This window comes from Pelomonas margarita, assembly GCF_043555875.1.
GTDB lineage: Bacteria > Pseudomonadota > Gammaproteobacteria > Burkholderiales > Burkholderiaceae_C > Pelomonas > Pelomonas margarita.
Genome location: NZ_JBIGHW010000011.1, coordinates 1 through 19,823, shown reverse-complemented (window position 1 = coordinate 19,823; position 19,823 = coordinate 1). Strand labels below are relative to the sequence as shown.

Annotated in this window: 24 protein-coding genes; 5 read left to right on the top strand and 19 right to left on the bottom strand. The window is 69.3% G+C overall.

Annotated elements, in window-relative coordinates:
* The 7 genes from ACG0Z3_RS17880 to ACG0Z3_RS17850 all read right to left on the bottom strand — a co-directional run bounded on the left by ACG0Z3_RS17880 (position 1) and on the right by ACG0Z3_RS17850 (position 8,101).
* Positions 1-819, bottom strand: a complete 819-nt coding sequence (locus tag ACG0Z3_RS17880) for a PulJ/GspJ family protein (protein WP_394399934.1) — start codon at positions 817-819, stop codon at positions 1-3.
* Positions 797-1,351 (bottom strand): type IV pilus modification PilV family protein, encoded by a 555-nt coding sequence (locus tag ACG0Z3_RS17875; protein ID WP_394399932.1) that lies wholly within the window; start codon positions 1,349-1,351, stop codon positions 797-799. Before ACG0Z3_RS17875 ends, ACG0Z3_RS17880 begins: the two co-directional genes overlap by 23 nt.
* Positions 1,352-1,389: 38 nt before the next feature.
* Complete coding sequence (locus ACG0Z3_RS17870) at positions 1,390-1,878, bottom strand: type II secretion system protein (RefSeq protein WP_394399930.1); 489 nt, start codon at positions 1,876-1,878, stop codon at positions 1,390-1,392.
* A complete protein-coding gene (locus ACG0Z3_RS17865) occupies positions 1,878-2,282 on the bottom strand; it encodes a type II secretion system protein (protein ID WP_394399928.1) in 405 nt (134 codons plus the stop codon). Before ACG0Z3_RS17865 ends, ACG0Z3_RS17870 begins: the two co-directional genes overlap by 1 nt.
* Positions 2,283-2,429: 147 nt before the next feature.
* Positions 2,430-3,680 (bottom strand): type II secretion system F family protein, encoded by a 1,251-nt coding sequence (locus ACG0Z3_RS17860; RefSeq protein ID WP_394399926.1) that lies wholly within the window; start codon positions 3,678-3,680, stop codon positions 2,430-2,432.
* A 91-nt stretch (positions 3,681-3,771) separates the two neighbouring features.
* On the bottom strand, positions 3,772-5,496 hold the full coding sequence (locus ACG0Z3_RS17855) for a GspE/PulE family protein (protein WP_394399924.1): 1,725 nt from the start codon (positions 5,494-5,496) through the stop codon (positions 3,772-3,774).
* Positions 5,497-5,599: 103 nt separating this feature from the next.
* The gene (locus ACG0Z3_RS17850; protein WP_394399922.1) at positions 5,600-8,101 is read right to left on the bottom strand and encodes a GspE/PulE family protein; all 2,502 of its coding nucleotides are present in this window, start codon (positions 8,099-8,101) and stop codon (positions 5,600-5,602) included.
* 68 nt (positions 8,102-8,169) lie between these two features.
* Here ACG0Z3_RS17850 and pcp point away from each other — a divergent pair, with 68 nt between their 5' ends.
* Positions 8,170-8,820: a pyroglutamyl-peptidase I gene (pcp, locus tag ACG0Z3_RS17845; RefSeq protein ID WP_394399920.1), complete on the top strand. Its 651-nt coding sequence runs from the start codon at positions 8,170-8,172 to the stop codon at positions 8,818-8,820.
* 1 nt (position 8,821) lies between these two features.
* Here pcp and ACG0Z3_RS17840 read toward each other — a convergent pair whose 3' ends face one another.
* Together ACG0Z3_RS17840 and ACG0Z3_RS17835 are read right to left on the bottom strand one after the other, a co-directional pair.
* On the bottom strand, positions 8,822-9,016 hold the full coding sequence (locus ACG0Z3_RS17840; protein ID WP_394399918.1) for an anti-sigma factor family protein: 195 nt from the start codon (positions 9,014-9,016) through the stop codon (positions 8,822-8,824).
* Positions 9,013-9,591: a sigma-70 family RNA polymerase sigma factor gene (locus tag ACG0Z3_RS17835; protein WP_394399916.1), complete on the bottom strand. Its 579-nt coding sequence runs from the start codon at positions 9,589-9,591 to the stop codon at positions 9,013-9,015. Before ACG0Z3_RS17835 ends, ACG0Z3_RS17840 begins: the two co-directional genes overlap by 4 nt.
* A 99-nt stretch (positions 9,592-9,690) precedes the next feature.
* Between ACG0Z3_RS17835 and ACG0Z3_RS17830 the strand changes: the two genes are divergently transcribed.
* Genes ACG0Z3_RS17830 through ACG0Z3_RS17815 form a run of 4 tightly spaced genes read left to right on the top strand, consistent with a single transcriptional unit; the run spans position 9,691 to position 11,978 of the window.
* Positions 9,691-9,957, top strand: coding sequence for a BufA1 family periplasmic bufferin-type metallophore (locus ACG0Z3_RS17830; protein WP_394399914.1), 267 nt, complete (start codon positions 9,691-9,693; stop codon positions 9,955-9,957).
* Between the two features lie 10 nt (positions 9,958-9,967).
* Positions 9,968-10,801 carry an MNIO family bufferin maturase gene (gene bufB, locus ACG0Z3_RS17825; RefSeq protein ID WP_394399912.1) on the top strand — a complete coding sequence of 278 codons (834 nt, stop codon included), beginning with the start codon at positions 9,968-9,970 and terminating at the stop codon, positions 10,799-10,801.
* Positions 10,798-11,499, top strand: coding sequence for an HvfC/BufC N-terminal domain-containing protein (locus ACG0Z3_RS17820; protein ID WP_394399910.1), 702 nt, complete (start codon positions 10,798-10,800; stop codon positions 11,497-11,499). The genes bufB and ACG0Z3_RS17820 overlap by 4 nt, the downstream gene beginning before the upstream one ends.
* Positions 11,496-11,978 (top strand): DoxX family protein, encoded by a 483-nt coding sequence (locus ACG0Z3_RS17815; RefSeq protein WP_394399908.1) that lies wholly within the window; start codon positions 11,496-11,498, stop codon positions 11,976-11,978. Before ACG0Z3_RS17820 ends, ACG0Z3_RS17815 begins: the two co-directional genes overlap by 4 nt.
* Here the strand turns inward: ACG0Z3_RS17815 and tolA are convergent.
* The 10 genes from tolA to ACG0Z3_RS17765 form a co-directional block, all read right to left on the bottom strand.
* Positions 11,962-12,834, bottom strand: a complete 873-nt coding sequence (gene tolA, locus ACG0Z3_RS17810; RefSeq protein WP_394399906.1) for a cell envelope integrity protein TolA — start codon at positions 12,832-12,834, stop codon at positions 11,962-11,964. The genes ACG0Z3_RS17815 and tolA overlap by 17 nt on opposite strands.
* Positions 12,834-13,268 (bottom strand): protein TolR, encoded by a 435-nt coding sequence (gene tolR / locus ACG0Z3_RS17805; RefSeq protein ID WP_268165972.1) that lies wholly within the window; start codon positions 13,266-13,268, stop codon positions 12,834-12,836. Before tolR ends, tolA begins: the two co-directional genes overlap by 1 nt.
* Positions 13,269-13,349: 81 nt before the next feature.
* Entirely contained in the window at positions 13,350-14,024 is a 675-nt protein-coding gene (tolQ, locus tag ACG0Z3_RS17800) for a protein TolQ (RefSeq protein WP_394399904.1), read from the bottom strand.
* Positions 14,021-14,416 (bottom strand): tol-pal system-associated acyl-CoA thioesterase, encoded by a 396-nt coding sequence (gene ybgC, locus ACG0Z3_RS17795; RefSeq protein WP_394399902.1) that lies wholly within the window; start codon positions 14,414-14,416, stop codon positions 14,021-14,023. Before ybgC ends, tolQ begins: the two co-directional genes overlap by 4 nt.
* On the bottom strand, positions 14,413-15,603 hold the full coding sequence (locus ACG0Z3_RS17790; RefSeq protein ID WP_394399900.1) for a pyridoxal phosphate-dependent aminotransferase: 1,191 nt from the start codon (positions 15,601-15,603) through the stop codon (positions 14,413-14,415). The genes ybgC and ACG0Z3_RS17790 overlap by 4 nt, the downstream gene beginning before the upstream one ends.
* Positions 15,603-16,094: a transcription antitermination factor NusB gene (gene nusB, locus ACG0Z3_RS17785; protein ID WP_394399898.1), complete on the bottom strand. Its 492-nt coding sequence runs from the start codon at positions 16,092-16,094 to the stop codon at positions 15,603-15,605. The genes ACG0Z3_RS17790 and nusB overlap by 1 nt, the downstream gene beginning before the upstream one ends.
* Positions 16,091-16,564, bottom strand: a complete 474-nt coding sequence (ribH, locus tag ACG0Z3_RS17780) for a 6,7-dimethyl-8-ribityllumazine synthase (protein ID WP_394399896.1) — start codon at positions 16,562-16,564, stop codon at positions 16,091-16,093. The genes nusB and ribH overlap by 4 nt, the downstream gene beginning before the upstream one ends.
* Before the next feature lie 16 nt (positions 16,565-16,580).
* Positions 16,581-17,678 carry a bifunctional 3,4-dihydroxy-2-butanone-4-phosphate synthase/GTP cyclohydrolase II gene (gene ribBA, locus ACG0Z3_RS17775; protein ID WP_394399894.1) on the bottom strand — a complete coding sequence of 366 codons (1,098 nt, stop codon included), beginning with the start codon at positions 17,676-17,678 and terminating at the stop codon, positions 16,581-16,583.
* Positions 17,679-17,702: 24 nt separating this feature from the next.
* On the bottom strand, positions 17,703-18,734 hold the full coding sequence (gene ribD, locus ACG0Z3_RS17770) for a bifunctional diaminohydroxyphosphoribosylaminopyrimidine deaminase/5-amino-6-(5-phosphoribosylamino)uracil reductase RibD (protein ID WP_394399892.1): 1,032 nt from the start codon (positions 18,732-18,734) through the stop codon (positions 17,703-17,705).
* A gap of 117 nt (positions 18,735-18,851) precedes the next feature.
* The coding region (locus ACG0Z3_RS17765) for a reverse transcriptase domain-containing protein (RefSeq protein WP_394399890.1) at positions 18,852-19,823 on the bottom strand (972 nt) is incomplete at its 5' end.

The following is a 19,823-nucleotide window of genomic DNA, read 5'->3' as shown; positions in this document are numbered from 1 at the left end:
TCAGGGCAGGTTGTCCAGGTGAACCGTGCGGTACAGCGTGACCGACTCGTCCCGAGCCGGGCTGCCAGCGTCGGCGACACCGAGCTGCAGCCGCAGTGTCACCAGCGCGTGGCGGGCCGACGCGCCGGTGCTGTCATGGCTGAAGCTGCAGCTCAGCACATGGCGTGCCAGCACGGTGACACTGCCTCCCGACGGCGGGCTGGCCTGCGTGGCCAGGAAGCCGTAGCCCGTGCGGCGGGTCAGCGTGCCGGCGGCGGTGTCGCAGTGGTAGGTGACGGGCTGCTCGATCGCGTAGACCCGGTAGGGCGGCGCTAGCAGGGCATTAGGCAACGCGGCGCCGGTGAGGCTGATGTTGGCAGCATTGCCCGCCGCGTTGGACGCCACGCGGACATTGGCTTGCGTGTAGGCGTCAGCGTCGGGCACGCCGTTGCCCAGGTTGTACCAGGCCAGCCGCTGGTTGCCGGCGGCCAGGCGCAGCGCGGGGCCGACGATGTCGAAGCTGGCGTCGGCCACGCCGAACAGCAGCGTGTCGCCGCTCTCGACAGCGTAGCGGGCCGCCCCGCTGATGGGAATCAGCTCCAGGCTACTGCCGCTGACGCGTGCACTGTTGGGCAGTGCGCTGGCCAGGTCGCGGCTGATGCGCCGCAGCGCTGTATCGGCTTCGTCGCCCAGCTGCGTGCGCTCGGCGGTCGCGAAGTACGACAGCGTGGCCGGCGCGATGAAGATGGACACCATGGCGATGACGACGCCGGTGATCGCGATCACCATGACCGCCTCGACCAGCGTGAAACCCCGCTCAGAACGGCGCGGTCGGAGCATGACGGGTGCGCCAGCCTTGCAGCACCACGCTGCTGTTGTCGGGGCCGGAAACGGTGACGGTGATCCTGAGCGCCTCGGCGGCAGCCAGGGAGTCCAGTGCGGCGCTAGTCACGGCCACGCTGGCGGTGTAGCCGCTGAGGCCCGCGACGGCGGCGTTCGTGATGTCGCGGATGCCCGTCATCGTGAAGCCGGCGTAGTCGTTGACGTTGTTGAAGTAGTCGGGGCCGTAGCGGGTTTCGCTGTTCTCGACCGGCCCCGGGGCTTCGACCAGGCTGGCACAGCCCGCCGCCGACGTGGCCGTCGTCACGTTGGCGTCCTCCGGGTCGCACCAGGTGAACGGCATCAGCTGCACCTCGTGCAGCAGGGATTCGGCGATGGCCAGTTGCTGGCGGCGGATGAGGGGATCGGCGCTGGCCGCCGTGGCGGTCGTGAAGACCCGCAGCATGGCCGCCAGCGCAATGCCGACGACCGCGATGAACAGCAGCAGCTCGATCAGCGTGAGGCCCTGGGCCTGGCGGCGGTGGAGTTGCATGCACATCATGCTAGCCCAGCAAGGGGTGGCCTCAAGGCTTAGGGAGCGGGGTAAATCAGCCCCGTGTCAGCCTCGATGCGGTAGGCGCGGCTGTAGCTGCCATGGGCCACGGTCACGGTCAGGCTGGCGGCCGTGCTGGTGGCCGTGCTGCCGCTGTTGGCGCTGTTGAACGTGACGGTGCGGCTGCCGCCCTCGGCGATGCAGGGCGATGCGGCCGCAGGGCAGGGCAGGCTGGCGATGACGGCGCCGCTCGGGCTGCTGGCGTAGGCCCAGCTCACACCCGTGCCTGTGAGGGTGGCGACGATGGGGCGGCGCTGCTGCAGCGCCAGGCGCAGCATCCCCTGGTGCCGGGCCATGAGCTCGTCGCCAAACGAACGCAGCCGCCACAGCGTCGTGTCCAGCACCTTGGGAAGCGCGAACACCGCCAGGGCGGCTGTGATCACGATGACGAGGATGAGCTCGATCAGCGTAAAACCGCAGCGACGGCCGCAGTTCGATGAGCCACGCGTGTTGCGCGGCAGGCGCATCAGGAGATACCGGTGGCCGTGAAGTTGGCGGTCTTGCCATTGCCCGTCACGACGCAGTTGGTGATGGTGGCCTCTGCGGTGATGGGGCTGCCGCTGGTCGGCTCGGTGATGGTGTAGCCGCTCGGCAGGCCGCCCTGCAACGCGTTCGCCACGCCAGCGCAGGTCGTGATGGCCACGGTCTTGTTCGTGGAAGCGCTGCCGGTCTCGCCCTTGGCCTTGCGGCTGGCGTAATTGATCGCCGAAGCGGAGCTCAGCGCGCCGGCGACACCGTTGACGGCCGCCTGCTTGGCGTCGTCGTCGACGTTGACGAACTTGGGCAGCGCCACGGCGGCCAGCACGCCGAGGATGACGATGACCATCACCAGTTCGATGAGCGTGAAACCGGCTTGTTGGGGCTTGTTCATGGGGAGTCCTTCCTGCGCTGCGCGCTGTCGTCCGGGGATGCACGCACTATCGTGCAAGCCCGGCCTGCGCAGGAGTGAAAAGCGCACGCCTTCGCGGGCTGGGTGCAAGCGGCCTGCAAACCGTTGCAGGCGTCACGCACCCGACCTTCAGCGGCCCATCGCCGCCTGGCCGAGATTCCACAGCGGCAGGAACACGCCCAGCGCGAGCACCAGCACCAGCGCGCCGATGATGGCCAGCAGGATGGGCTCGATGGCGGCGGACAGCCCCTTGATCGCGTAGTCGGTCTCGCGCTCGTACATCTGCGCGATCTCGGTCATCAGCGTGTCCAGCTCGCCCGTTTCCTCGCCCACCGCAATCATTTGCAGCACGATGGGCGTGAAGACGCCGGTGCCGGTCGCGCAGCGCGAGATGCTCTCGCCGCGCTCCACGCCGTCGCGCATCTGCTCGATGCGGGCGCCGATGTAGGCGTTGTCCACCGTCTGCGCCACCACCGTCATGGCCTGGCTGATGGGCACGCCCGAGCTGCTGGCCAGCGCGAAGCTGCGCGCGAAGCGGGCCAGCGTGGCCTTGAGCACGATGTCCCCGGCAATGGGCAGGCGCAGCTTGAGGCGGTCCCAGGTGTAGCGGCCGCCGGTCGAGGCCACCCAGTTGCGCCAGGCGAACACGGCCGCGATGCCGCCGGCCAGCACCAGCGGCCACCACTTCACCGTCCAGCCCGAGAAGCCCAGCAGGATGCGCGTCATCAGCGGCAGCTCGCTCTTGAAGTGCGCGAAGACCTCGGCGAACTTGGGCAGCACGAACAGGTTGATGACCACCAGCGCAATGCCCATCGCGATGATGACCATGACCGGGTAGCGCAGCGCCTGCTTGATGCGGGCGCGGATGTCCAGCTCGAACTCCAGGTGCTCGGACAGGCGCTGGAACACCTCGGTGAGGCGGCCGGTCAGCTCGCCCACGCGCGTCATGGCGACATAGAAGGCGCTGAACACGGTGGGGTGGCGCGCGAAGGCGGCGGCCAGCTCGCGCCCCTGGTCGAGGCTGGCACGCACGTCCTGCAGCAGGTTGACGATGCCGGGGTGAGCGGTCGACGCCTCCAGCCCGGCCAGCGCCCGCAGGATGGGCACGCCGGCCTTCTGCAGCGTGTAGAACTGGCGCGTCAGCACCAGCGTGTCCTCGCCGGTGATGGGTCGGGCCAGCAGCGCCTGCAGCCAGTTGCCACCGTCGACCACGCTGACGGCATCCGGCGTTGCCTCGATGCTGACCGGCACGACGCCGCCGGCCATCAACTGCGCAGCCACGGCATCACTGTTGACGGCATCGACGATGCCTTCGACCAGCTCACCGCGGCCGTTGCGGCCCTTGAAGGCGAAGTTCATGACCTGAACCCAGGCCTGCATGGCCAAACACAGACGCCGAGCCACTGCGGCACCGACGGAGCGCCACGACACCGTCCCCGTGGCTCGGTGCCTCTGCGGCTTTGCTCGGTCTTCATTCGGCGTCGACGCTGATGCGGACCGCCTCGGCCAACGACGTCTTGCCCTCGCGCACCAGCGCGAGGCTGCGGTCGGCCAGCGTCTTGCCCTTCAGCGAGCGGCGCGCCGCGGCGATGAAGGCTCCTGCGTCGCTGCGCTGGATGGCCAGCGCCATGTCGGGGTCCAGCTCCAGCATCTCGTAGATGCCGCGCCGGCCTTGCGTGCCGGTGCCGTTGCATTCCGCGCAGCCCCGGCCCTTCACGCTGCTGACCGGTGCGGTCTCGCCGTTCAGCGCCATCACCTGCTCCACCCAGGCCTGCTCCTGCGGCGTGGCGCGGTGCGGCTCGGCGCAGTGCTTGCAGACACCGCGCAGCAGCCGCTGCGCCAGCACGGCCTGCAGCGACGTGGCCACCATGAAGGGCGGGGCGCCCATGTCCAGCAGGCGGAACGGCGTGGAGACGGTGTCCTTGGTGTGCAGCGTGGACAGCAGCAGATGGCCCGTGATGGCCGCGCGCAGGCCGATCTCGGCGGTCTGGGCGTCGCGCATCTCGCCGACGAGGATGACGTCGGGGTCCTGGCGCAGCGCCGCGCGCAGCACGCGGGCGAAGTCCAGCTCGATCTTGTCGTTGACCTGCACCTGCGTGAGGCCTGGCAGGCGGTACTCGACCGGGTCTTCCACGGTGATGATCTTCTGCTGCTCGGCGTCGATCTCGGCCAGCGCGGCGTACAGCGTGGAGGTCTTGCCCGAACCCGTCGGGCCGGTGACGAGGATCATTCCCGAGTCGCGGCCCAGCAGCTCGCGGAAGCGCTTGAGCATGTCGTCGGGCATGCCGATGTCGCCCAGCCGGCGCAGCGCCGAGCCCTGCCCCAGCAGGCGCATGACGACCGATTCGCCGTACTGGCTTGGCATGGTGGACAGGCGCACGTCCAGCGTGCGGTCGGACAGCCGCAGCGTGAAGCGGCCGTCCTGCGGAAGGCGCTTCTCGGAGATGTCCAGGCCGGCCATCAGCTTGAGCCGCTGGGCCAGCGCGGGCGCGATGCGCTTGTCGGCCTGCGTGAGTGTCTGCAGCAGGCCGTCCACCCGGTTGCGGATCAGCAGCTCGCCTTCCTGCGGCTCGATGTGCACGTCGGACGCGCCGGCGCGCGTGGCGTCCTCGAACACGCTCTGCAGCAGCCGCACGACCGGCGCGCCTTCCTGGCCCACGCTGGCCTGCAGCGTGCCGAAGTCCACCGCGTCGCCGATGTCCTTCTCCAGCGCCTTGGCCAGGCCGGAGATCTCGTCGCTGCGGCGGTAGTGCTTGTCGAAGACGGCGGCGAGCTGGCTGTCGGCCACCACCGCCATGGCCAGGCGACGCTTCAGGATCTTGGCCAGCTCGTCGAAGCCGAACAGGTCCAGCGGGTCGGCCATGGCCACCAGCAGCGTGTCGCCGCGCTCCTCCAGCACCAGGGCACGGAAACGCCGCGCCGGCGTCTCGGGCAGAAGGCGAACTAGCTCGGTCTTCAGCGGGAAGGTCTTCAGGTTGACGAAGGGCGCGCGCAACTGGCGGGCCAGCACGTGGGCCAGCGCTTCCTCGGTGATGAGGTTGGCCTCGATGAGCAGGCGCCCCAGCTTCTTGCCGGTGGCGCGCTGCAGCTCCAGCGCCTGCGTCAGCTGCTCGGCGGAGATCAGCTGCTGCTCGACGAGGACGTCGCCGAGGCGGAGTTTGGGGCGGGCGGCGGCGGTGTCTGAGGTCTCAGGCATGGAATTCAAAAGGCAAACACAGCCACGCAGGCACACAGACACAGAGGAGGCGGGGCGATGCCCTCTCTGCGTCTGTGTGCCGCTGTGGCTGTGTTGAATGTATTCATGCGTTGCTGGTTGCGTGAACTTCGGCGATGGTGGTCAGCCCCTGCAGCACCTTGACGATGCCGTCCTGGCGCAGCGAGCGCATGCCCTCAGCGAGGCCGGCGCGGTGCAGCTCCTCGGCGCGCGCGCCGGTCTGGATCATGCGGCGCAGCTCCTTGGAGACCGACAGCAGCTCGTGCAGGCCGGCACGGCCCTTGTAGCCAGTGTGGCCGCAGGTGGGGCAACCGGGGCTGGTGAACTTCATCAGCCGGCCGTCGTGGGCATGGTGCTTGATCCACTCCGCCGTCAGCGCCAGCCGGCTGGGCCGCGCGTCGGCCGGGAAGACGTGCAGGTAGTCGTCCAGCAGCTCGCCCAGCTCCGCCTCGGCCAGCGGCTCGCGCACCTGGCAGGCGGTGCAGCTGCGCCGCACCAGGCGCTGGGCCAGCACGGCCAGCAGCGAGTCGGCGAAGTTGAACGGGTCCATGCCCATGTCCAGCAGCCGCGTGATGGTTTCGGCAGCGCTGTTGGTGTGCAGCGTGGACAGCACCAGGTGGCCGGTCAGCGAGGCCTCGACGGCGATCTCGGCGGTCTCCTGGTCGCGGATCTCGCCGACCATGATGACGTCCGGGTCGGCGCGCAGGAAGGCGCGCAGCGCCTTGGCGAAGGTCCAGTCGATCTTGGGGTTGACCTGCACCTGGCGCAGGCCGGCCTGCGTGATTTCGACCGGGTCCTCGGCCGTCCAGATCTTGCGGTCCGGCGTGTTGATGTGGGCCAGCGCCGAGTGCAGCGTCGTGGTCTTGCCGGATCCGGTGGGGCCCACGCACAGCACCATGCCGTAGGGCCGTCCGACGGCCGTCTCCAGCGCCTGCCGGTTGGCGGGCGTCAGGCCGATCTTGTTCAGCGGGATGGGCTTGCTGGACGCCAGCAGCCGCATCACCACGTCTTCCAGGTTGTTGTTGGTCGGGATGGTGGCCACGCGCAGCTCCAGCCGGTGCTGGGGCGAGAAGCGGGCGAAGTTGATCTTGCCGTCCTGCGGCTTGCGGCGCTCGGAGATGTCGAGGTCGCACATGATCTTGATGCGCGCGATCATCGCGTTGCGGTAGGTGTGTGGCAGCTCCAGGTAGGGCTGCAGCACGCCGTCGCGGCGGAAGCGGATCTTGAGCTTCTCGCGGCCCGGGTAGGTCTCGATGTGGACGTCGGATACGCCCTGACTGTGCGCCTCGATGATCATCGAGTTGATCAGCCGCACCAGGCTGTTGTCGCTCTGCTCGATGGGCGACTCGTCCTCCCGCGAGGTGCGTTCGCTGCTGTCGCGCTCCAGGCTCTCGATGAGCTTGTTGGAGGACTCCAGCGCGAAGTCGGGCTGGAAGTCGGGCAGCGCCTCGTTGCCGGCATGCGGCAGTGCGTCGGCGCCGAAGCGGGCGAAGGCGGTCGGGATGGCGAACTGCAGCGTCCCCAGCTTGGTCAGCGTGGGCACGACCTTGAGCTGGGTGATGAACTCCACCTCGTCGATGGCCTCGCGCCGTGTCGGGTCCTCCATCGCGACGATGAGGCGCCCGTCCCGCAGGACCAGCGGCAGCATCTCCAGCCGCTTGGCCACCGCATGCGGCAGCTTGCGCACGGCGTCGGGCTCGATGGCGAAGTTCTCGACGTCGACGACCGGGTAGCCCATCTTGCGCGCCAGCGCCGACTGCAGCTGGGCGCGGCTGATGATGCCCCGGCGCACCAGCAGCTCGCCTAGCGGCACGGAGCGGTCGGTGCGCTGCTGCATCAGCGCCTGCTCCAGTTGCTCGGGCTTGACCAGCTCCAGGGCCAGCAAGGCCTCGCCGATGCGCACCATGGGCATCTTGGCCTGCTGTTCGATGGCCTGCAGCAACTGCTCGGCGGTGACGATGTGCTGCTCCACGAGGATGTCGCCCACGCGGCGCTGGCGCAGCTGTGTCTGCTCGACGGCGGCGGCCGCCAGCTGCTCCTGCGTGACCAGCTTGTCCTTGAGCAGCAACGCGCCGAGGCGCTCGCCCACCTCGAAATGCGCCAGCATCTCGCGCGGGACGAAGACGCGGCGCACGGAGTCGTCGGCCTCCGACAGCGGCGGGAACAGGAACAGTCCCAGCTCGTCGACCTGGTGGCCGATGGTCACGCCCTTGAGCTCGTCGCCGCCGTTGAAGACGATGCGGAAGTCGCTGCGCGGGCGCTGGTCCACGCCCAGCCGGTCGTCGCGCGGCGACGCCACCAGCGCGCGCATCAGCTTGATGGCGCGGAACTGGCTGAACTTCAGCGGCATGCTGTTGCGCGCCGGCGGTACGTTGATGCGCACCGTGCGCTCGGCGACGTCCAGCATCAGCAGCTGGCCGCCGCTGCGGCTGTTGTTCAGCCCGAGGATCTCGCAGGCTTCGAGGTCCTGCTGGCGCTGCGGCTGGGGGTAGGCCGCGTAGGGCGGGCTGGGCCAGACAAAGCCTTCAGACTGGCCGGCCTCGGCCTCTCCATGGGGCCAGGGTAGGGGCTCGAATGGGTCGGTCATGCGGTGATTATGGAGGCCCCCCGGAGGCCTTCGGAGCGACGACGTGCCTGCGTGGCGACAATCCGGCGATGAACATCCTGCTGACCGGCTTCGATCCCTTTGGCGGCGAGGCTATCAACCCCTCCTGGGAGGTTGCGCGTGCACTGGATTGCCAACCCATAGGCGCGGCGCGGGTGCACGCGCGCCGCCTGCCGACGAGCTTCACCGGCGCGCCCGAGCAGCTCGCCCGGGCGCTGGCCGAACTGGCGCCGGCCGTGGTCGTGGCGCTGGGCCAGGCCAGCGGGCGGGCCGAGATTTCGATCGAGCGTGTCGCCGTGAACCTGATCGACGCGCGCATCGCCGACAACGACGGCCACCGACCGCTGGACCTGCCGGTGCGCGCCGACGCACCGGCCGCCTATTTCTCGACGCTCCCCGTCAAGGCCATGCGCGACGCGTTGCGGGACGCCGGCCATCCGGCGGGGCTGTCGCTGACGGCGGGCGCCTTCGTCTGCAACCAGGTCTTCTTCGAGCTGCAGCACCGGCTGGCGGGCACGGGCGTGCGCAGCGGCTTCATCCACCTGCCGTCGCTGCCCGAACAGGCCGCGCGGGCGCAGCCGGTGCCGCCCAGCATGGGCCTGGCGGCACAGGTGGTCGCCATCCGGCTGGCGCTGGCGGTCGCACTGGCAGGCCACCCGGAGCACGCCGCCGTGGCGGACGAGGGTGCGCCGACGAGCTGAATCAGTCTTCCTTGTAGCCGCGCCAACGCTCGCCGGCCCGGCGCATCAACGCGATCTGCCCGGCAAAGCGGCGGCAGTGCCTGCACAGGCTTTGATGCAGAAGCATGCCCAGGCGCTCGACCAGCGCCAAGGGTTGCTCCTGCGACTTGAGCAGTCGCCTTGTCGTTTCGCGGCAGGTGATCATCAGCTTGCTCACGTGGCGGCTCCCGTCGTGCCGAACCAGTTCAGCTGCAGGCATTCGCGCAGGCGGAGCCGGGCACGGTGCAGCATGACCCACAGGTTGGTCGGCGTGATCGCCAGTTCCTTGCAGATCTCGTCGGACTCCAGCTCCAGCCACTCCCGCATCATGAACAGACGCCCCTGCTGGCCCGGCAGCTTCTCGACGCAGAGCTCCAGCACCTTCATGAAATCCACCTGGCGCAGCGCATCTTCCGGATTGCCCCAGTCGTGTGGCGACTCGCGCCAGTGCCCGTCTGCGGTGAACAGCAGCTCGTCCAGGTCCTCGCCGTCCTCGCGGGTGGCGGTGGTCGACAACTCGCGGCTGTTGCGGCGGATCTGGTCGATGAGCTTGTGCTTGAGGATGCCGATGAGCCAGGTCTTGAGCTGGCTGTTACCGGCAAAGGCCTGCGGCTTCTCCAGCGCCGCCAGCATGGTCTCGGACACGGCATCCTCGGCCCAGGCCGGGTTGCGCAATTGCAGCCGCGCGTACTTGAGCAGCACCGGCTGGAGGGCTTGGACGCGCTGGCTGAACTCGGAATCTGCGTTGGGCATGGCGGCGCGAGTGTAAGGATCGCGCGGGCGCTTGCGACATCAGCGCTGCGGCTGGATGATCGGCCGCCTTTTGGACCCCACCCGATACGGAGATCCCTCATGAAGCAACAAGCTCTCGTTTCTTCGGCGCTGGCCGCCGCGCTGTCCCTGGGCCTCGTCGCCCAGGCCGAGGCCCAGGACAAGGCCGCCAAGGAAAAGTGCTACGGCGTCGCCAAGGCAGGCCAGAACGATTGCGCCTCCGCCAACGGCAGCCATTCCTGTGCCGGCCAGGCCAAGGCTGACAAGGACCCCAACGAATGGAAGTTCGTGCCCAAGGGCAGTTGCGAGAAGGAAGGCGGCTCGACCAAGCCGCCGGCCAAGAAGTAAGGGCCGCCGCATGGCGCCGGAACCTGTCGTCGGCATCGGCTGGCGCCATGCGCACTACGAAGCCCTGCTGGCCCAGCGGCCGGCGCTGGGCTTCATCGAAGTGCATGCCGAGAACTTCTTCGCCGAGGGCGGCGTCACGCTGGCCCTGCTGGAGGCTGGTCGCGAAGCCTACGCGCTGAGCCTGCACGGCGTGGGCCTGGCGCTGGGCTCGGCGGCTGGGCTGGACGCACGCCATCTGGCGCGCCTGGCCCGGCTGGTCGAGCGCACGCAGCCGCGCTGGGTGTCAGACCATGCCTGCTTCGCCCGCACCGGCACCGGCCTGCATGCGGCCGACCTTCTGCCCATTCCCTTCACCGACGAATCGCTGGCGCTGATGTGCCGGCATGTGGACGAGGTGCAGCAGCGTCTGAGCCGCCCCATGCTCGTGGAAAACATCAGCGCCTATGTCGGCTGGGCCGGCGACACGCTGGCCGAACCCGAATTCTTCAACGAGCTGACGCGCCGCAGCGGTTGCGGCCTGCTGCTGGACGTCAACAACCTGTTCGTCAACGCGCGCAATGCCGGCCGTGACGCGGCGGCGGCCATGGCCGAGGCGATGCGCTGGGTGGAGGCGATCCGGCCCGGCAGCGTCGGCGAGATTCACGTGGCAGGCCACTGCGAGCGGGACGACGGTCTCGTCATCGACGACCACGGCAGCCGCGTGTGCGATGAGGTCTGGCGCGTCTATGCGCACGCCATCCAGCGCTTCGGGCCCACGCCCACGCTGGTGGAATGGGACACCGACGTGCCCGCGCTCGACGTCCTGCTCGCCGAGGCCGCACAGGCGAGGGCGCTGCAGCGATGAAGGCGGCGCAACAGGCCTTCGTCGACGCGCTGCTGGGGCGCGCTGACGCCCCCGTCACGCTGACCGGCGGCGAGCGCGGCCTCGCAGCCTACCGCCACAACCTCAGCGCGCTGGCCCGGCAGGCGTTGGCCGTGCCTTTCACGCGAGTGCGAGATGCGCTGGGCGACGATGAGTTCGCGCAGTTAGCCTGGACGTTCTGGCGCGCCCACCCGCCCAGCAGCGGTGACCTGGGCGAATGGGGCGGTGCGCTGGCGTGGTTTCTGGCCGAGCGCGCTGGCGAGGCTTCCGGCCTGCCCGACTTGGCGAGGCTGGACTGGGCCATCCACAACGCCGAGCGCGCCGCTGACGCCGCGCTGGACGCCGACTCCCTGCAATGGCTGGGCAGCACGCCACCCGACGGCCTGTGGCTGCAACTGCGCCCGGGTGTCACGCTGCTGGCGCAGCGGGCCGGTGCCGTGCTGGTGTGGCGCGATGGCTGGCGCGGTGTATCGCAGCCGCTGCCGGCGCCAGATGCCGCCTTCATGCGCGCGTTGCTGGACGGCTCGAACCTGGCCGCCGCGCTGGAAATCGCCGCCGATGTGAAAGGTCCGGGCGCCGAAACCGACTTCGACTTCGGCGCGTGGCTGCAAGCCGCGCTGCGCAAGGCCTGGCTTCAAGCGGTCAGGTCGACCCCCGCGAACCGGATCGACATGCCATGAACGCTCTGCTCTGCGCCGCGCTGCGCGCCTTCACCGACCCCGGCCTTGCACCGACGCGGCTGCCCGCATCGCTGGGTACGCTCACCAGCCACCTGCAATCGCTGGCGCTGCTAGGCGCGCGGCTGTATGTCGCGCAGGTGTTCTTCCTGTCGGGGCTGACCAAGCTGCGGGACTGGTCGTCCACGCTGGCCTTGTTCCAGGACATTTACCAGGTGCCGCTGCTGCCGCCGGTGCTGGCCGCCTGGCTGGGCACGAGCGGCGAGTTGGTGTTGCCCGTGCTGCTGGTGCTGGGCCTGGCGGGGCGCTTTGCCGGCGCAGGGCTGTTCGTCGTGAACCTCGTGGCCGTGCTGTCGCTGAGCGCCGATGACCTGTCGCCCGCGGCGCAGGCGCAGCACGCCCTGTGGGGCGTGCTGGCCCTGGCAGTGGTGCTGTGGGGCGCCGGCCGCTGGTCGGCCGACCGCCTTATTCGCGCGGCCTGAAAGTCAGGATGATCACCGACGGTACGCGGCCGTCGGTGTCACGAGGCAGCGTCTCGGCCTTCTCGACGGCACGCAGCACGGCGCGGTCCCACTCGGGGTCGCCGCTGGTCTTGAGTACCTTGCTCCCCAGGATGCGCCCATCCGGCGCCAGGGCCACCTGCACCTCGGTCATCGGGTTGGCGCCGCCGTCATCGGCATAGATGATGAGCGGGCGCACCTTGCCTTTGACGCGCCCCACCCAGCCCGCCGACGGGGCCGCGTTCTGCGCGGCCGTGCCGGTGGAGCCCGGCGTACCGCCGGCCATGCCCTGAATGCGCTTGAGGAACTCCTGGCGTTGCGCCTCGCGGCGGGCATCGGCCTCCTTGGCCAGTTTGGCCTCCTTGGCGTCCTTGGCGTCCTTGGCAGCCTTGTCCTTCTTGCGCTCCTGCTCTTCCTTGGCGGCCTTTTCCTTCGCCGCCTTGTCCTTGGCAGCCTTCTCTTTGGCTTCTTTCTCGCGCTCGAGCTTGGCGGCCTCCTGGCGGGCCTTTTCTTCCTTCAGCTTCTTGGCCTTGGCGATGGCGATCTCAGCTTCGCGCTGCTCGGCGGCCTCTTCCTCGGCGGCGCGCTGCTGGGCGGCACGATCGGGCTCCGGCGGCTTGGGCGCCTCGGGCTCTGGCTCGGGTGGGGCTTCTTCGCGCGGCGCGGCAATCTGCGGCACCGACGACCACAGCTCGGCCTCGAAGGCCGGCTCGCTGTTGCTGCGCCAGTTGACCGACCAGCTCAACGCCGCCAGCAGCAGGCCGTGCGCGGCCAGCGCGAACAGCAGGCCGCGGCCCATGCCGGCGGCTTCGGGAGGGCGCAGGGTGGCTGTCGACATCAGTTGGAGGCGGCGCCGCTCTTCACGGCCAGGCCCACGCGCTGCACGCCGGCGCGCTGCAGCGTGTCCATCACCTGTACGACAGCCTCGTACTTGACGTTCTTGTCCGCAGAGATGACGACCGGGTTGCTGGCGTCACCCCCCTGGGCTTTCTTGACGCGCTCGGCCAGGCGGTTCACCGGGATGCTTTCGGGCTCCAGCTGGTCGACCTTGATCTTCAGCCGCTCGTCGGTGCCGACGATGACCTGGATGACGTGATCCGGCTGCTGGCGGCTCTTGCCCACGCTGGGCAGGTCCACCAGGCCGGTTGTGATCATGGGCGCGCTGACCATGAAGATGATCAGCAGCACCAACATCACGTCGATGAACGGCACCATGTTGATCTCGTTCATCGTGCGGCGCCGGCGGCCGCCGCGGGCGGAGACGGCGGCCATCAGCGCCGCCCGGCCGCCCGAAGGCGCTGATGCGCCCCCTCGGGGGGCAGTGAGCAAAGCGAACGTGGGGGCATCATGACCTCAGCTTTGCGCGGAGTTGCGCTGCAGGATGTTGGAGAACTCCTCGATGAAGGTCTCCAGCGTGATCGCCGTGCGGTCGATCTGGCGCGCGAAGCGGTTGTAGGCCAGCACCGCCGGAATGGCGGCGAACAGGCCGATGGCTGTGGCCACCAACGCCTCAGCGATGCCCGGTGCCACAGTGGCCAGCGTCACCTGCTGCAGGTTGGACAGGCCGACGAAGGCGTGCATGATTCCCCAGATGGTGCCGAACAGGCCCACATACGGCGACACCGAGCCGACCGACGCGAGGAAGGACAGGTTGCTTTCCATCGCGTCCAGCTCGCGCTGGAAGCTGGCGCGCATCGCGCGGCGGGCGGCGTCAAGCAGCGCGCTGGGGTCGGCCACGCGCTTCTCGCGCAGCTTCAGGAACTCGCGCATGCCGGACGCGAAGATGCGCTCCAGCGGCGCGCCATCCTGGCGGTTTCCCACCGACTGGTAGAGGTCGTTGAGGTTCTTGCCACTCCAGAACTCTGACTCGAAGGCGTCGTTGCGGCGCTTGATCTGGCCTAGGCCGATGAGCTTGCCGAAGATGACGCTCCAGCTCGCAAGCGACACGAGCAGCAGGCCGGCGATCACCAACTGCACGGCCAGGCTGGCGTGCAGGATCAGGGAGACGATGGAGAGGTCTTGGTTCATGAAGCGATCGCCGAGATGACGGCGTCAGGGAGGCGTTGGGGTTTCAGGTCTTCGGCACGCACGCAGCCGATGCGGATTTCGCCCTCGGCCAGCAACGTGTCACCGCGCAGCGCGCGCTGGCGCACGACGAGGCTGGCGCGGCCTGCCGGCTCGGGCTCGACGGTGATGGTGAGCAGGTCGTCCAGCCGCGCCGGCGCCGCATAGCGCAGGCTGGTGGCGGCGACGACGAACATGAGGCCGGTGTCTTCGCGCAGTTGGTGCTGCTCGACGCCGGCCGCGCGCAACCACTCCGTGCGGGCGCGCTCGAAGAACTTCAGGTAGTTGGCGTAGAACACGATGCCGCCGGCATCGGTGTCCTCCCAGTACACGCGGACCGGCCAACGGAAACTCATGCAAGCACCTCGCGCAGGCGGGCGACGGCTTCCTGCAGATCGTCGAGGGAGGATGCGAACGACAGCCGCATCCAGCGTTGCGGGTCGGCCAGGCCGAAGTCACGGCCGGGCGTCAGCGCGACCTGGGCTCTCTGCAGCAGCTCATGCGCGAAGGTCCAACTGTCGGCGTGAAAGCGCGACACATCCATCCACGCGTAGAACGCGCCGTCGGGCGCGACGGGCACGGTCAGGCCCAGCGCGTTGAGCGCCGGCACGATGTAGTCCCGACGTTCGCGCAACACCGCGCGACGGCGTTCGAACTCGGCGATGGACGCCGGCTCGAAGCAGGCCAGCGCCGCCTTCTGCGCCAGCGTGGACGGGCAGATGTAGAGGTTCTGCGCCAGCCGCTCGACGGCGGGCACGAGGGCCGGGGGCAGCACCAGCCAGCCCAGCCGCCAGCCGGTCATGCCGAAGTACTTGGAGAAGCTGTTGACCGACACGATGTCGTCGCCCAGCCCGCCCGGCAGCCCGAGCGCGCTATGGCCGAAGCGGTCGTCGTAGCTCAGCGGCAGGTAGATCTCGTCGACGACCGTGACGCCACCGCGATCGCGCACGAAGCCGGCGATGTCGGCCAGCACCTCGGGCGCGATGGACGTGCCGGTTGGGTTGCTGGGCGAGGCCAGCAGCACACCGCGCGTGGCCGGCGTCCAGGCGTCGCGCACCTGCTGCGCGCCAAGCTGGAAGCGCTCCGCCGCACCGGTGGGCAGCAGGCGCGGCGTGGCGTCCGCAGCCGTCACGAAGTGGCGGTTGCACGGGTAGCAGGGATCGGGCATCAGCACCTCGTTGCCACGCTCGAAGAGCGCCAGACAGGCGAGCTGCAGGCCGGCCGAGGCGCCCGCCGTGATGGCGATGCGCTCGGGCGCAATGGCCAGGCCGAAGCGCTGACCGTACCAGCGCGAGATGGCCTCGCGCAGTGCCGGCAGGCCCAGCGCGTCGGTGTAGGGCGTGTCGCCCTGCGCGATGCGCGCTACAGCCTCGCGCACTGCGGGCGCCGCGCCGAAGTCGGGCTCGCCGATGTTGAGCCTGATCATGCGCCGGCCGCCGCGGGCCGGGTCGCACAGTGGCCCAGCCGCGAGCTGCGCCGCCGCCTTGGCCAGCTCCATCACATAGAAAGGCTCGATGCGGTCCAGCCGCGCTGCCAGTCTCATCAGCGCTTGGCGGTGACCTCGAGGGGGCGCAGGTCCACGGCCGCGCGGTCCAGCACGCCGTTGACGTACTTGTGGCCGTCGGTGCCGCCGAAGGACTTGGCCAGCTCCACCGCCTCGTTGATGGCAACCTTGTACGGGATGTCAAGGCAGTGCTTGAGCTCGTAGGCGCCGATCATCAGGATGCCGTGCTCGATGGGCGACAGCTCGGTCGTCTTGCGGTCGACGTGGCGGGACAGAATGGCATCCAGGTCGGCGGCCTCGTGCACGCAGCCGCCCAGCAGCGCCTCGTAGTGCTTGAGGTCGAGCTTGGCATAGCCCTCCTGCTCACGGCCCAGCGCGACGATGACGCCAATGTCCTCGCCGGTCAGCAGCCACTGGTAGAGGCCTTGCAGCGCGGCCTCGCGGGAGCGGCGGCGGGCTGACTTGACGGCCGGCTTCTTGCCGGCGGGCTTGTTGGCCGTCTTGGGTGCGGTCTTGTTGGGCGTGTTCACTCGATTTCTTTCAGCAGGTTGGCCATCTCGACGGCCACGCGCGCCGCGTCGCGGCCCTTGGGCTCGGCGCGGGCCCAGGCCTGGGCTTCGTTCTCGACGGTCAGGATGGCGTTGGCGATCGGGATGCCATGATCCAGCCCGACGCGCGTGACGGCCGAGCCGCTTTCATTGGCGACCAGCTCGAAGTGGTAGGTCTCACCGCGGATGATGCAGCCCAGCGCGATGAGGGCGTCATAGTCGTCGGTCTCGGCCAGCGCTTGCAGCGCCAGCGGCACTTCCAGCGCGCCGGGCACCGTCACGTGGCGGATGGCCTCGGCCGGCACGCCCAGCACCGACAGCTCGGCCAGGCAGGCGCTGGCCAGCGCAGAGGTGAGGGCGTCGTTGAAACGGGCCTGCACGATGGCGACGCTCAGGTCGCTGCCGTCGAGGGCGCCTTCGAAGCCGGGCAGGCCTTGGTCGGAGTCTTGCATCGCGGGTCTCTCGGGTTCAGCAGGTAGGGGGAGCGACGAAGCCGGTCACTTCCAGCCCGTAGCCGGTCATGCTGGGCATGCGGCGCGGGCTGCCGAGCAGCTTCATGTGGTGAACGCCCAGCGCCTTCAGGATCTGGGCGCCGACGCCATAGGTGCGCAGGTCCATCGCACTGCGGACGGGCGCGGCAGGCTCCGCGTCGCGGGCACGGGCCAGCACGCCGGCGGCGTCTTCACCGCAGTTCAGCAACACAATGACGCCGGCCGGGCTGGCCTTGACGGCCGCCAGCGCGGCGGGCAGGCCCCAGGAGTGGCCGCAGGAACCGGCTTCCAGCAGGTCCATGACCGACAAAGGCTCGTGCACACGCACCAGCACCTCGTCGCTGGCGCGCCAGGCGCCGTGCGTCAGTGCGAGGTGGGTGCCGCCGGTGCGGTCCGTGAAGACATGGCAGTCAAACTTGCCCTGGGCCGTCGCCAGCGGACGCTCGGCGACGCGGTTGACCAGGCTCTCGTTGCGGCTGCGGTACTCGATGAGGTCGGCGATGGTGCCGATCTTCAAGCCATGCTCGGCGGCGAAGATCTCCAGGTCCGGCAGGCGCGCCATCGTGCCGTCGTCTTTCATGATCTCGCAGATCACCGACGTGGCCGAGAGCCCCGCCATGCGGGCCAGGTCGCAGCCGGCCTCGGTATGGCCGGCGCGCATCAGCACGCCGCCGTCCTGGGCCTGCAGCGGGAAGATGTGGCCTGGCTGGACGAGATCCTTCGCGCTCGCATTCGGCGCGACAGCGGCCTGCACGGTGCGGGCGCGGTCGGCGGCGGAAATGCCCGTCGTGACGCCGCTGGCGGCCTCGATGGACACCGTGAAGGCCGTGCCGTGCTGCGTGCCGTTGCGGCGCGTCATCGGCGGCAGCTGCAGGCGCTCGCAATGCTCACGCGGCAGCGTCAGGCAGATCAGGCCGCGGCCATGCTTGGCCATGAAGTTGATGGCCTCGGGCGTGACGAGGTCGGCGGCGAGGACGAGATCGCCCTCGTTCTCACGATCTTCTTCGTCGACGAGGATGACCATGCGGCCGGCCGCCAGCTCGGCGACCAGCTCGGGGATGGGGGAGATGGGCATAGCCGGCGATTGTAGGTGGCGACCCTAGGTCGGGCGCAGCCGAAGACGAAGATCTGCCCCGACGGGCAGGGCTTCGACGACGCGCCAGCGGCGTGCATGGTCCAGGCCGGCCAGCGGCGACAGCGTCGCCAGCGGCCGGCCCTCGCCGATCAGCAGGGGTGCCTGGTAGACCAGCAGCTCGTCGACCAAGCCAGCATCGAGGAACGCGCCGGACAGCGTGGGGCCGGCTTCCACGTGCAGCTCGTTGATGCCCTGGCTGCCCAGTTCGGCCAGCAGTGCCGGCAGGTCGGCGCGGCCGGGGCCGATGACGCGCGTTTCGCCGGGCGGCTGCAGGATGCGTGCATCCGCCGGCATGCGCTGCTGCGGGTCGAGAACGATGCGCAGCGGTTGCCTGGCTGTCGGCACCAGCCGCACGTCCAGCCGGGGATCGTCGGCCAGCACGGTGCCGATACCGGTCAGCACCGCCCCTGCACGACGGCGCCAGGCGTGGCCGTCGGTGCGGGCAGCCTCGCCGGTGATCCACTGGCTGCGCCCGTCGGGCAGTGCGGTGCGACCGTCCAGCGAGATGGCCGATTTCAGCCGCACGAACGGGCGGGCGCGTTGCATGCGCGAGAAGAAGCCGATGTTCAGTTCTCGGGCGACATCGGCCGTTGAGGCGTCGGCAAGTTCCACCGCGATGCCGGCGGCCCGCAGGCGGGCGATGCCCTGGCCGGCCACCTGAGGGTTCGGGTCCTGCACGGCGACGACGACACCTGCGATACCGGCAGCAATAAGGGCGTCGCAGCAGGGCGGCGTGCGTCCGTGGTGGGAGCAGGGTTCCAGCGTGACGATGGCGATGGCGCCGCGCACGTCGTGGCCGCGTGCGGCCGCATCGCGCAGCGCCATGACCTCGGCATGGGCTTGGCCCGCCGGCTGCGTATGGCCAGCTCCCAGCTCCCGGCCGTCGGCGGCCAGCAGAACACAGCCCACGCGCGGGTTGGGATCGGTCAGGCCAATGGCCTGCGCGGCGAGCGAGAGGGCACGCCGCAGCGCGGCGTCAATGTCGGGAACGGGCATTGGTAGACGTTGGTTCCTAAGCGGCCCGAAGGCCGGGTTCAGAGCCAACGCCCCCGCTCAAACCGTGCATGCGGATTTCCCGCACACGGCTTACCGGTGGTCTGTCGGCTCGCAGCATTACGCGACGCTCCCGTTGCCAGGAGGCTTGCCCGGGTAGCGGATCGTTCCGCGCAGGCGATGCAATCCAAGGCTTTCGAAGTAGGCACGGTCCCAGTGCCGGGTTTGACCCGCTCGCAAGTGCCGCCCCGCACGCTTGACGCGCAGGCTTCGCAGCCGCTTCTCGACGTAGTCGTCCACGTCCGTGAAGTGGTCGGCCGCGTTACCCTTTTGGAAGTACTGCCCCCACCCACGCAACACCGGATTCAGCTCAGCAATGACGCTTCGCAAGTCCTGGTGACAGCGATCCCGGTGGGTCAAATCTCGGACGCGCTCTCGCACTCGGTTCATCGCCTTGTGGCCCGGCCAGCGCTGCAGGTAGTACCGCCTGAGCCCCTTCTGCTCCCACAAGCGGCCACTCATGCGCTTGTGCAGATGGCAACCCAGGAAGTCAAACCCCTGTGCGCCTTGCTCCAAGTCCACTCGCTTGGTCTTGTCCGGGTGCAGCTTCAGCCCCAGCCGGCCCAGCACATGCTCGATGCGGCTCTGCGCTTGTTCGCAGGCCGATGCGCTCTCGCACATGACCACGAAATCGTCCGCGTACCGCACCAGCGTCCCGAGTTGCGCGCCGTGTCGCGCCCACACCCGGTCCAGCACGTGCAGGTAGATGTTGGACAGCAAGGGTGAGATCACGCCGCCCTGCGGCGTTCCCGCCACCGGGTGGCTCACCACGCCGTCTTCTATCACGCCCGCCCGCAGCCACTGCCTCACCAGATTGAGCATCCGCCGGTCACTCACCCGCTGGCCCACCATCACCAGCAGTTTGTCGTGTTCGATGTTGCCGAAGTAGTTCTCGATGTCAGCATCCAGCACGTGATCCACGCCGTGGGCTCCCAGTTTCCTGAGTTCCTCCAGCGCCATCGTTGCACTGCGTCCGGGTCGGAACCCATACGAGCACGGCTTGAAGTCCTCCTCGAAGATGGGCTCCAGCAC